At 60.3% G+C, this 11,466-nt stretch carries 12 protein-coding genes and 1 tRNA gene; 2 read left to right on the plus strand and 11 right to left on the minus strand.

Annotation, left to right across the window (positions count from 1 at the left end):
- Positions 1-54: 54 nt before the first annotated feature.
- Positions 55-723: a response regulator gene (locus R2855_15860; protein MEZ4532470.1), complete on the minus strand. Its 669-nt coding sequence runs from the start codon at positions 721-723 to the stop codon at positions 55-57.
- 237 nt (positions 724-960) lie between these two features.
- Here R2855_15860 and lhgO point away from each other — a divergent pair, with 237 nt between their 5' ends.
- Entirely contained in the window at positions 961-2,235 is a 1,275-nt protein-coding gene (gene lhgO / locus R2855_15865) for an L-2-hydroxyglutarate oxidase (GenBank protein MEZ4532471.1), read from the plus strand.
- A gap of 106 nt (positions 2,236-2,341) precedes the next feature.
- Here lhgO and R2855_15870 read toward each other — a convergent pair whose 3' ends face one another.
- The 10 genes from R2855_15870 to R2855_15915 form a co-directional block, all read right to left on the minus strand.
- Complete coding sequence (locus tag R2855_15870) at positions 2,342-2,602, minus strand: hypothetical protein (GenBank protein MEZ4532472.1); 261 nt, start codon at positions 2,600-2,602, stop codon at positions 2,342-2,344.
- Complete coding sequence (locus tag R2855_15875) at positions 2,599-2,853, minus strand: hypothetical protein (protein ID MEZ4532473.1); 255 nt, start codon at positions 2,851-2,853, stop codon at positions 2,599-2,601. Before R2855_15875 ends, R2855_15870 begins: the two co-directional genes overlap by 4 nt.
- A gap of 38 nt (positions 2,854-2,891) precedes the next feature.
- The gene (locus tag R2855_15880) at positions 2,892-3,350 is read right to left on the minus strand and encodes a hypothetical protein (protein MEZ4532474.1); all 459 of its coding nucleotides are present in this window, start codon (positions 3,348-3,350) and stop codon (positions 2,892-2,894) included.
- Between the two features lie 91 nt (positions 3,351-3,441).
- A complete protein-coding gene (locus R2855_15885) occupies positions 3,442-3,678 on the minus strand; it encodes a hypothetical protein (protein ID MEZ4532475.1) in 237 nt (78 codons plus the stop codon).
- Positions 3,679-3,708: 30 nt separating this feature from the next.
- Positions 3,709-5,292: a cupredoxin domain-containing protein gene (locus R2855_15890; GenBank protein MEZ4532476.1), complete on the minus strand. Its 1,584-nt coding sequence runs from the start codon at positions 5,290-5,292 to the stop codon at positions 3,709-3,711.
- Between the two features lie 71 nt (positions 5,293-5,363).
- Positions 5,364-5,933: a Rieske 2Fe-2S domain-containing protein gene (locus R2855_15895; protein MEZ4532477.1), complete on the minus strand. Its 570-nt coding sequence runs from the start codon at positions 5,931-5,933 to the stop codon at positions 5,364-5,366.
- Positions 5,934-5,994: 61 nt separating this feature from the next.
- On the minus strand, positions 5,995-6,783 hold the full coding sequence (locus R2855_15900; GenBank protein MEZ4532478.1) for a hypothetical protein: 789 nt from the start codon (positions 6,781-6,783) through the stop codon (positions 5,995-5,997).
- A 62-nt stretch (positions 6,784-6,845) separates the two neighbouring features.
- Positions 6,846-7,574, minus strand: a complete 729-nt coding sequence (gene extP, locus R2855_15905; protein ID MEZ4532479.1) for a selenite/tellurite reduction operon b-type cytochrome ExtP — start codon at positions 7,572-7,574, stop codon at positions 6,846-6,848.
- Positions 7,575-7,780: 206 nt separating this feature from the next.
- Positions 7,781-7,857, minus strand: a tRNA-Val gene (locus R2855_15910).
- A gap of 84 nt (positions 7,858-7,941) precedes the next feature.
- Complete coding sequence (locus tag R2855_15915) at positions 7,942-8,322, minus strand: RidA family protein (protein ID MEZ4532480.1); 381 nt, start codon at positions 8,320-8,322, stop codon at positions 7,942-7,944.
- A gap of 494 nt (positions 8,323-8,816) precedes the next feature.
- Here R2855_15915 and R2855_15920 point away from each other — a divergent pair, with 494 nt between their 5' ends.
- Entirely contained in the window at positions 8,817-11,093 is a 2,277-nt protein-coding gene (locus R2855_15920; protein ID MEZ4532481.1) for a peptidoglycan binding domain-containing protein, read from the plus strand.
- The last annotated feature ends 373 nt before the right edge of the window (positions 11,094-11,466 follow it).

The following is an 11,466-nucleotide window of genomic DNA, read 5'->3' on the forward strand; positions in this document are numbered from 1 at the left end:
GCCATCGAAGAGACGGTGAGCGGATCGATGTGGCTGAGACAAATGGCTGTCTGGCTACCGATCGGCGACACGACCGTTGCCGCTGTTGCCAGTGGGTTCATTGGCGTCATGCCGATCGATCGAGCCCACCATCGCCAGTAGTTGACGTGAATCGATCGGCTTTTCCAGATACGCTCCATCGAAGTCCACTCGGGGAAACCCTGTGCCCATGAACACAACCTCCGGTCTCGGGTTGAGATCGGAGACATGCTCGACAAATGCTTCGGGATTCAGGCCAGGCAACGCAATGTCGACGATGATGATTTCCGGTCGCGAGGCGGCGACCGCATCCAGCAACGAGGGAAGATCGTACGCGGTTGAAGCGTGATAGCCGTAGTCGGCCAAGAGCGAAACAATGGCATCCAGGCTGATCGGCTCGTCATCCGCAATCAGAATGGGAATTGGGGGGCTGGAAACGCGCGGCTCTGGAACGGCAATTCGCTCCGAATCCTCTTCGGAGAACCAGCCGGCTTCGACGAGGAGCGCACCGACTGAAATGCCCAACGCGGACGCGATCTGGTGGAGCCGCTCATGGCGAGGAAAGAGGATCCGCCCTCGCTCGAGCCGTGAGACATCAGATTGACGCACGTCCGGCCCGATACGCTCCGCCAGTTCTTCCTGGCTCATCCCGAGTTCGAGACGGCGCAGACGAATCGCCTCACCGAGTGAACGGCTCTCGGACATATCGGACGTTCCCACTCGATCGATCTGCCAACGGTGATCCTCGCCAGCATTGTACGCACTCTCGCCAAGGTCCGAGTCCGCGAACGCTGCTCGATAACCAGATCGCAATAACGCCTGGGGCACGCGAGAGGAAGTAGGATACGAGCGCAGATTGCGTTCACCGGTTGCTCGATCTCGACTGGGCTCGGTGGACGCATCAGTTCGAAATGAAACGGTACGCGAGGCGTTGTTGCAGTGATGAATTTGCGTGCTCTTGGAGCTCAACCCGAGTCGTGGCGAGGCGATGTCATCATCATCGGCGGCGGAATCCTGGGGTTGGCCGTGGGGAGGGAGTTGCTCCTGCGGCGCCCGGGAACCCGAGTCATCGTGCTGGAAAAGGAATCGGAACTGGCGACGCAGCAGACCGGGCACAACAGCGGGGTGATTCATGGCGGAATCTACTACAAGCCCGGATCGCTGAAAGCGCGGCTCTGTGTGGCCGGCGCAGCCGAGTTGGTCGAATACTGCGACGCTCAGGGTATTCCATATCGGCTGTGCGGCAAGATGATCGTGGCGACCGATGAATCGGAACTTCCTCGTTTGGACGATCTTGCAGCGCGGGCAGAAGCCAACGGGGTCCCTGATGTGCGGGTAGTCGACGCAGGCGAGCTCCGGGAGCGCGAGCCCTATTGCCAGGGAATCCGGGCGCTATGGTCCCCAAGAACCGGGATCGTCGATTACCGACAGGTCTCGTCGGCGTACGCCCGTGAAATCGAAGCGCTCGGAGGCGAGATTCGACGAGATCATGAAGTGACCGGGATGCAACGGTTTGGCAAGAGTCTGGTCGTGCGAGCAGGCTACAGCGAGTTCAAGGCCCCGGCGGTCGTGAGCTGCGCGGGCCTCTATTCGGATCGGGTTGCATCGCTCTCTGGCGCCCCTGCCTCACCGGTGATCGTGCCCTTCCGGGGAGACTACTTCGTGCTGAGGCCGGATCGACGATATCTGGTGCGCTCGAATATCTATCCCGTTCCTGATCCACGATTCCCGTTCCTGGGCGTCCATTTCACACCGCGCGTGAATGGAGACATTTGGCTTGGTCCCAACGCAGTTCTGGCGTTCTCGCGGTCCGGGTATCAGTTCAGCAGTGTGAACATCAGGGATCTGCGAGGGATCGTCGGAAGCAGCGGGTTTCGCACTTTCGCGCGCCGAAACTGGCGCACCGGGTTCAGTGAAATGGAACGGGATCTGCGCAAATCCAGTTTCCTCAAGAGCTTGCAACGATATGTTCCTGACCTAACCGAGGCTGATCTGTTGCCCGGACCGTCGGGTGTCCGGGCGCAGGCGCTGACCGAGGCAGGCGACATGGTCGATGACTTCGTCATCGACGTCCAGCCAGGGGTGTTGCATGTGCGGAATGCACCGTCGCCCGCAGCGACCTCCTCGATGCAGATCGGCCGGTATGTAGTGGATCGTTTCGCCGAGCAGTTTCCCGCCTATGGGGGGCGAGCCTCAGTGGCGGGAGCGATCGTCTAGCGAATAGTCCGCCCGGACGCTTCGAAATCGGGCCGCGGGTTCGGTTTGATTTACGGCAGGAAATGGTGGCCAATCAGCGCCTTGGCGAGTGCATCCGGATCAGCGATCAGACCTTGGTTGCAGAGCGGTGGCGCGGCGTCAGCGTCGCACGGATGAGTCCGAACAACGCCACACCGGTCCAGACACCTTCGAGCAGAATGAATCCCCATTCCCGGTCGAGCACGGCGACAACGAGCAGCATGCCCGACCCAGCGGCATTGAGCGCGAGATAGGTCACGTCGGAAACGCGCACACGACCGAGTTGCAGTCCCACGAATCCGGCCAACACCATGGCTGCCCCAACCAGCTGGACCGCTTGCTCGATCATCGAGCGCGGTTCGCTTCTGAAGGGTTCGCAAACGTGCGAACCAGGTTTACCAATGAAATCGCGGCCCAGACGCCATTTAGCAACATGAATCCCCATTGCCGGCCGTCGAAGGCGTCAGCTGCAAGTAAAGCGGACCCGACGAGGTTCACCACCAGATAGCGTCTGGATGTGGGATCGAGTTTTCCCAGCTGCCCGAGGACATAGCCGAGCAGGACGAGCAACGCGCCTGCCAGTTGAACAAACGGATCCATGTGTCTAGTCCCGAAACGCTATGCGTCGCATGAGGAGGTCACCGCCGCTTCTTGCGGTTTGCTTCCACCATGCGGTGCATTTCATCGATGAAACGCTCTTCGTCGTGTATCTCGATTTGATAGGTGTCGTCATCCAGGGAGGGGGCGACGGGAAGTTTGATCGTAATCCAACCTTCCTCGGCTCCCCGGCAAACGATGTCGGTCACCCGAGATTCGAAACGCCCATACGGCATGTCTGGCTCGAGGATGCGGTAGTAGCCCTCCCCCATGCCGTTGCGCGTCCAAATCATGCGCACCAGCGATCGGTGCTTGATCCGAAGATCGGAAGCGACGAGTTCTGTCGCCATGAGCCCGCGCAGCACGGCAGACATCTTGCCCATCTCGCGCATGGGCGTGCCGCATACCGGGCAATCGCCATCCTCAGCGTCAGAATGCGTAAAGCTGCGACGGCAGGGATCACACCAAAGATAGGTTTTCGAGGGGGAGGTTTCGGTCATGCGCGAACTTTACTCGACTGACTGATCACAGAAAGGGCCGGCAGTCATTCGACCACCGGCCCAAGGATGCGCGACTGCTACGGTGAGTGACTCACTCTCGGATGGTTCGATCCTCATGGGAGCGGAGACCGCCACCAAGTCCGACGTTCGCGGCGGACTGGACTTCGCCTGCGCGATCGGCCCAACGCTGAATCAGGTACGTGAGGATGATCCCACCAAGCATCATGATGATGGCGAAAATCAGCTCGACCGATTCTGCTCGAGTCCCGAAATCTTGCGCGAGATTATTGACGCGAAAATCGCCAATCGTACGGATCAAGTCGCCCATTTCGTTCTCCTGCGGTCGGACGCGACGCGCCTAGCTCACCGTCAACGTGCCGACCATTCCGGCGTCCTTGTGGCCCGGGACACTGCAATAGTACTCATACTCCCCAGCAGGGGCGTTTACCGTCACGCTGCCTTCTTCGCCTGGATTGAGCGTGACGTGGATCTCTAACGCATCGATCGTGAAGTCGTGGACGGCCGCGCCCTGATTGACGAAATGCAGCTCGGTCGGTGTGTCGGCCGAGACCGTGATCTCCGTCGGATCGAAGTAGATATCGTGCATGTCGACCTCGATCGGCGCAGCGCTGGCGGCGGAGGCTCCATCACCTGCTGCGGCAGCGCCCTCCTCGGTCGAAGCGCTTTCCTCCTCGGCCGGCTCGGCTGCAGGCGCCGCGTCGCCACCAACGGTCAATGTGCCAACCATGCCGGCGTCCTTGTGGCCCGGAACGCTGCAGTAGATCTCATACTCGCCAGCAGCGGCAGTGATCGTCTCGGTGGCTTCCTCGCCTGGATTGAGCGTGACGTGGATTCCGAGCGCATCGATCGTGAAGTCGTGAACCGCTGCCCCTTGGTTGACGAGGTGAAGCTCCGTCGGGGTATCGGCCGCGATCGAGATGTCAGCCGGATCGAAGTAGATGTCATGCATGTCGACTTCGACTGCCGCGCCGCCGGCGGCAGCTGGGGCCGCACCGGTTTCGGCAGGAGCTTCCTCGGTCGAAGCGGATTCTTCTTCGGCCGGGGCGGCAGCCGGGGCCGCATCCGCGCTCGCGATCATCTTGCCGACCATGCCGGCATCTTTGTGACCAGGAATGCTGCAGTAGTACTCGTATTCGCCGGCCGGAGCGGTCACCGTCTCGGTGGCTTCCTCGCCCGGATTGAGTGTGACGTGAATCCCGAGCGCGTCGATCGTGAAGTCGTGAACGGCCGCGCCCTTGTTCACAAAGTGAATTTCTGTCGGCGTATCGACCGGGATCGTGATCTCGGTTGGATCGAAGTAGATGTCGTGCATATCGACTTCGATCGCGCCGGTCCCGGAGGAAGCCGTCGTATCCTCAGCGGCCGCCTCCGTGGGCTCTTCCGCTGCTGCCCCTGGTGGCGGGGTGGGATAGCCACCGGACGTTTCGATCGCGTGGTTGTAGACCTCGTTCCAATCTCCATGCTGGATGAGAAGCACGAGTTCGTTGATCTGCTCATCGTTCAGCGGTCCGCCGAGGGTGTCGCTGAACGCCGGCATGCGGTACGTCCCGTCAGGGTTCTTCAAACCGTTGTAAATGGTGTCGTGGATGATCGTCTCGCGGCCCTCGACGCCACCTGCAACGGGAGTTCCCTGCGAGTTGATCCCTTCCTGGTTCAACGAGGTATTGACACCACCAAGCGCGGCGCCAATGCGTCCCGTGCCGGAAACGCCTGGTTCGGTATACCCCTCACCCGCCGGTCCGTGGCATGGCAGGCAGAGCGAGATGAACGTGGTCATGCCGCGTTCGATCGCAATTTCCTGCTGTTCTTCGGCCTCAGCCTTGATGCGGTTGTCTTCGTCACCGAGATAGAGGAAGAGCACTGTCGAAAGTGCCACCAACCCTACGATGACGACCGTCGCCATCCGTTGAACCGATCCCACTCGCTTGATCTCCTTGCGTTCGACCGCGAAACGCGCCGCAGTCGGTCAGAAAGCGCTGGCGCCCAACCAGCCTACGGATATGGGACGGCTTGGTCTGGATTGAAGTCGTGCCTGGTGGTCGGCGACCCGGTGTTGACCTCGACATCGCCAGTGGGAAGCACCGTGACCGGGAAATAGTCGAGCGGTCTCGGCGCCGGACCTGATTCCTTCACTCCGTTCTCGAAGAAAATCGATCCGTGACACGGGCAATGGAAGCGATCCTCTGACGGAACCCACGGAACAGTGCAACCCAGGTGTGTGCACTTCCAATAGAGCGCCATCAGCCCCTCTTCGAGATTCACCAGGTAGAACTTGCCGGGCGTATAGGTGAACGGCTCTCCGCCAACCTCCGGCACATCGGCCGCCGAGACAGTGAGAACGCTGCCGAAGGCGCCGATCTTGTTCGGCCAAAAGAACCGCACGAAACCGGCAGCGAATTGCGCAAGGACGATCAGAACCGCCCCGAGCGCAGCGTTGCGGACGAAGTTCCGCCGCGATACGACATTGTTGATTGCCTTCGGAACACTGCTGAGGTGCCCAAAGGCCCAGACGGCCGATGCCGCCGCCACGCCGATGATGGCTCCAATCCCGCTGCGTTTCACCGAATGCTTCTCTCCTCTGTCCCGATCCGAATCCTGGTTGTTCGCCAATTCGACCGGCGACCTAGTGATGCGTCAGCGGCAGGTCCCACGGCCAGGTCAAGTCTTGCCCCACGCCACGGAACGATGTACCGAAGATGGTCAGGATCCAATAGCCCACATAGAAGCCCGTGAAGAGCGCGATGATCATTTCGCGCCGCGTGGGCTTGAAGATGAAATGGACCAAAATCATGAGCGTCGCAATTCCGCCGAGCATCACGATCGAGGGCATGATGATTTCGGTGAACTCGCGCGGCGCGCCCTTGTCAGCCAGGTAGCTGCCGAGCCCAAAGACCGTGCCTCGCCCCTGCTTCTCATCGAGGAGGATGAGGCTGACAATCACGACCAATGTGAATATCGTGGTAAAGCCGATGATCTTGCGGCCCTTGGCGGACGTGCCAAGGATGCCGACACCGAGCGGACTACGGTCGACATAGGGGATCGCCGCAAGCGCCAGCAGCGTGAGCGACGGAACGATCACGCCGGCCAGCCCGGGATCCATATGCAGGAGCAACTCCTGCATATTGAGGAAGTACCAGGGCGCCTTGGACGGATTGGGTGTCTGATTGGGGTTCGCGCGCGCCAGCAGGGGCGCATTCACGAAAATGGACAGGAACGTCAGGATCAAGAGGAAGACCGCTGCGCAGACTGCCTCGACGACGACCAGCGATGGCCAAACCATGACCTCGTCATCGGCAAGGTCGGTCGGCCGTGCGAGCGCGCGACCACGCACCAGCTCGAGCAGCTTCTGACGCTTTGCTTCATCGATTTGATTCTGGGGCTGTGTCGGTTGGCCCTGCACCAGTTCCGCCATTTCGCCGTGCTCCCGTTGATCCTTGTCCTACGTCGTCTACAGGTTCAGTGATCTGGCCGCGACTACAGCGGACCGGAAATGCCGCCATCCTTGCGGATGCGCCAGAAGTGCACAGCCATCAGGAACGCTGCAATGAGCGGCAGGAAGATGACATGGAGGGTGTAGAAGCGGATCAGGGTTGGCTGACCAATTTCCTTGCCACCCTTGAGCAGGAAGTCGACCTTGGGGCCGAGGATCGGGGCCGCGCCGCCGATCTGCGTGCCGACCGTAATCGCCCAGTAGGCCAGCTGATCCCAGGGGAGCAAATAGCCGGTGAACGATAGGAGGAAGGTCACCACGAGCAGCAGCACGCCGATGACCCAGTTGAATTCACGCGGCGGCTTGTACGAGCCGGTGTAGAAGACGCGGCCCATATGAAGGAAGACCGCAATCACCATGCCCTGGGCGGACCAGCGGTGCATGTTGCGCATCAGCTGCCCGAAGGTCACGCTGGCTTCGATGTCCTTCATGCTTTGGTACGCCTGGTCCGATGAGGGGACGTAATAGAACATGAGCAAGACGCCGGTCAGCACCAACACCAGGAACATGAAGAACGACAACCCGCCGAGACAGAACGTATAGGTCACCTTGGTGGCGTACCGCTTGATCTTGACCGGGTGGATATGCAGGAAAACGTTGCTGGCGATGATCAGCGCCTGGTTGCGCTGATTGTCCGGATAGCCATGGCGGACGACGGAACGCCATACCGATGAGCTGGTGATGCGATCGGCAAGCGTTTGCTCGCGTCTCATGCGGTGCCCTCCTTCTGGGGAGATCCCCTACCCGGGACGTTTCTTTTCGATCGATCCGCGGATCTTCTCACTAGACCCGCTGCATCCGGGGCCGCGCCCCGTCTGCTGTCTCGATCTTCGCCATTGTTGCCGATTTTCTGCGACCGTGCTTGTGCACATGAGCAGGTTCGAATGCTCTTCGCATCGAACCGATTCCACACGGTCGTTGGTGGGCGCGACAGGACTCGAACCTGTGACCTCACGGATGTGAACCGTGCGCTCTAACCAGCTGAGCTACGCGCCCTTTTCGGCGTCGCGATTCTACCACAGCGATCGCCGATCTCTCGTGAATCTCGACCCCTTCTTCAAAGCGGTCGGAAGCGACGGTCTAGACGAGCGCGACGCACTCCACTTCCACGAGCACACCGAGCGGCAGCTTGGCCACCTGGACGGTTGAACGGGCTGGCGGATCGGAGGTGAAATAGGTGGCATAGATACTGTTGAACGTGGCGAAATCGTTCAGATCGGCGAGAAAGCAGGTAGTCTTCACCGCTCTGTCGAGCGAGGAACCAGATGCTGCCAGCACTGCAGTGAGGTTCTCCATCACCTGAGTCACCTGCTCCGTGATTCCCCCCTCGACGACCTTGGCAGTCGCTGGGTCGACCGGAATGACTCCGGAAGTGAACACAAAGCCATTGGCTACGACAGCCTGTGAATATGGGCCAATGGCAGCGGGCGCCTTGTCCGTCGACACGATGTTCTTGCTCATCACTCTCCCTGTCTGTTGCGAACCGAACGCTTCCCTGAGCGCAATTATCGAAGATGTCACGATCTCGATCGATCGGATATCCGCGGTTCGCTGCTTTTCGGCGCCTGATTCCCAGGCCTGACCGGACGCAATCCGGGATGAACCCGTCGATGGCAGGAGCCAGACAGCAAGCAAGAATACCGACCCACCGGTCAGGACCCGAAGAGATCAGATCGAGACCATTTCAGCTGAAGATCGACCGGCTGCCCCTCTTCTCACTGCGGGATATGAAGCCAAACGCATGCGCAGACGCAGCACCAGAAACCGAATCGGCTGGCGAGTACGCGATCGCCGATGACGTGCACCTGGCGGAATGGGGAACCGGCCACGAGCGATCTTCTGTGACTTTGCGGAAAATTGATTTTGCTATCGAACGGCATATATGATTCGACATCCGGCGCTCCATACGCCGTTTTTCATGCTCGCACCGAAAAGGATGGACCTCGCAACGGCCTATGAGCATTTCACTTAAGGGTCTCACCGCCGGCAAGGCCGATTTCAAGGACGCGAGCAGCAGCGCTCGTCCCCGCGATCTGCATCAGGTTGGCCGAGTGCTGACATCGCTCTTCTTCGGAGCTTTGCTTCTGGTCGGCGCGGCCATCATCGGTCTCCTCCTTTACGGCTTCTCCCACACAAACCAAATCTACGAGGGCGTGTCGGTCGGCGGCATCGACGTGGGCGGAATGTCACGCACCGAAGCCCGCGCCGCAGTGGCTCGAACCTTTGCAGACGCTGCCTCGAGCCCCGTGCTGCTGGTCAGCGATGACAAGAAGTTCTATTTCGATCCTGCCGCCTCCGGCATCGATGTCGATACCGAAGCATCGCTCGACGCCGCGTTCGACTATGGACGCTCCGGATCTATCTGGTCGCGGACGCAGGATTGGGCTGGCGCGTTGCTGCATGGTCGCGACGTGCCGATGCAGTTGAAGCTGGACACTGCCAGGATCGACGCGACCCTGCAGGGCGCCGCTCTCCAACTTGTGCGCGATCCTCAGCCAGCCTATCTGACGTATGACGACACCGGAAATCCAACGATTGTGCCGGAACTGCCAGGAGTCTCGTTCGACGCCGAGGCGACTCGCGACCTCATCATCCAGCGGGTGCTCTCACATTCGAGTGAGCCAGTGACGCTGGTTACGTCGATTCAGCAAGCCGATACCAAGGTCGAGGACTTGCAGACAGGCGTGGCGCAGATCGAAACGCTGATGCAGTCGCCGCTTGTTGTAGGCGGACCCGACACGTCGTGGAGTATCGATCCGACGCAGATGCAGTCGCTGCTTTCCTTTAAGAAGGGCGACGAAACGGTCGAGGTCGATCGTGCTGGGGTGGAAGCATTCGTTGGCCAGATCGCCAGCGCAATGGACAGACCCGCCAAGGACGCGGGCATCACGGTCGACGACAATGGCAAGTTGGCCGCTCTGCCGGGGCAGTCGGCGATCGCAGTTGACCAGGCCGCCACGGCTGACGCAATCGTCGCTGCGTTGCAAACCGGCACCCATGATGTCGAGCTGATCTACTCCACGACCCCGCAGGAGATACCAGACGCCGTAGCCCAGGCGGCTGCCGAGCGCGGGGAAGCGCTCCTGGATGCCGGCGTTACCGTTACCTGGGACGGCGGCTCAGTCCAACTCGAGCGAGCGGATCTGTTGAAGGCTTTGACGGTCAGGATTCGTGAGGGCCAGGACGACCCGTTCGTCTTTGGATTCGATGGCTCCATCTTCGAGCAGGAACTCGCGCAGACATTCAAGAACATCAATGTTGCAGTCAAAGAGCCCCGTCTGCGCCTGGTCGACGGTGTCATCATCCCAGCGCAAAAGGGGGAGAACGGCAAGGAGGTCGATGTCGAGGCATCGATCTCCGCGATTGTTGCCGCCGCAACCGCTGGCGAAGGCAAGGCCGAGCTCACGGTGAAGACCGTCGAACCGACGCTGTCGATGCCCGTCATCAGTCAGATCTATCTCGGTGATGTGCTCGCGGAGTCGTCCACCTACTATGGAGATTCGAGCGACGCCCGGCGCAACAACGTAGAGGTCGCAGCTGGGCTTCAGAACGGTTGGCTGATTGCTCCGGGCGCGCAGTTCTCCTACGCCGAGTTCGTTGGCGGGGTCACCGAAGATCAGGGGTTCGTCACCGGTTTCGGCATCGTCGATGACGGCGCAGGCGGCGTGACGACGGCTCCGGTTATTGGCGGGGGAATCTGCCAGGTTTCGACGACGATTTTCCAGGCCGCATTCTGGGCCGGGATGCAGATCGATGAGCGCTACAGCCATCCTTACTGGATCCAGACGTACGGTGAACCGCCGCGTGGCATGAAGGGCCTCGATGCAATGGTCAACATCGACGAGGTCAACGGCACACTTGACTTCAGGTTCACCAACACGACCGGGAATTGGATTGCGGTCGAGGTGGTCGACGACGGCGCCGTTCTTACCGCACGTATTCTTGGCACCGATCCCGGATGGGCTGTCGACGTAAGCCAGCCAGAGATCACAGATGTGATCAAGCCGGACACGAGCACACAGTACACAGAATCGCCGGAGCTGGAAGAAGGCACCAAGCTCCAGGTGGAGTACGCGCAAGAAGGGTTCACTGCGACGATTCATCGGACGGTCACCGACAAAAATGGCAAAGTCCTGGCAGACGGCGATCTTGTCGGCAGCTACGCTGCGTCCGAAAACACGATTCTCGTTGGCACCCGAACCGGTTCCCCCACGCCCGAGGCAAGCGAGTAGCCGGGCTGTTGTTCCGAACAAGGCGATTGCATAAGAAGGGGCGCCGTTCTGGCGCCCTTTTGCACAGGATTCACCGTTCCTTCACCGACCGAACGATCGGCCCGATCCATCCTTGACTTGGGTTTCGAAAGCGTGGTAGATTGAGCGGCCTTCGCAAGAGGGACGCGCATCGATCTTGATCGTAGACGCGCACAGATGACTTGATCTTTCCTTGACACCTACGACGGTGCGTGGTAGATTAAGCGGCCCTCATATTGAGGGTGGCGCTATTGGCTGTGGCCAAAAGCGCAGCACCTTGACAGGTTGGTTGCCAGGCCAGGCACGACGACGAGACCGGGGGATCGGAAGCGATCCGGGTGGTCCGTTGGGAGTG

This window comes from Thermomicrobiales bacterium (genome assembly GCA_041390825.1).
GTDB lineage: Bacteria > Chloroflexota > Chloroflexia > Thermomicrobiales > UBA6265 > JAMLHN01.

Coding starts and splice junctions, on each gene's coding strand:
- R2855_15860 (MEZ4532470.1), bottom strand. CDS start 723: ATGTCCGAGAGCCGTTCACTCGGTGAGGCGATTCGTCTGCGCCGTCTC.
- lhgO (MEZ4532471.1), top strand. CDS start 961: ATGAATTTGCGTGCTCTTGGAGCTCAACCCGAGTCGTGGCGAGGCGAT.
- R2855_15870 (MEZ4532472.1), bottom strand. CDS start 2,602: ATGATCGAGCAAGCGGTCCAGCTGGTTGGGGCAGCCATGGTGTTGGCC.
- R2855_15875 (MEZ4532473.1), bottom strand. CDS start 2,853: ATGGATCCGTTTGTTCAACTGGCAGGCGCGTTGCTCGTCCTGCTCGGC.
- R2855_15880 (MEZ4532474.1), bottom strand. CDS start 3,350: ATGACCGAAACCTCCCCCTCGAAAACCTATCTTTGGTGTGATCCCTGC.
- R2855_15885 (MEZ4532475.1), bottom strand. CDS start 3,678: ATGGGCGACTTGATCCGTACGATTGGCGATTTTCGCGTCAATAATCTC.
- R2855_15900 (MEZ4532478.1), bottom strand. CDS start 6,783: ATGGCGGAACTGGTGCAGGGCCAACCGACACAGCCCCAGAATCAAATC.
- extP (MEZ4532479.1), bottom strand. CDS start 7,574: ATGAGACGCGAGCAAACGCTTGCCGATCGCATCACCAGCTCATCGGTA.
- R2855_15915 (MEZ4532480.1), bottom strand. CDS start 8,322: ATGAGCAAGAACATCGTGTCGACGGACAAGGCGCCCGCTGCCATTGGC.
- R2855_15920 (MEZ4532481.1), top strand. CDS start 8,817: ATGAGCATTTCACTTAAGGGTCTCACCGCCGGCAAGGCCGATTTCAAG.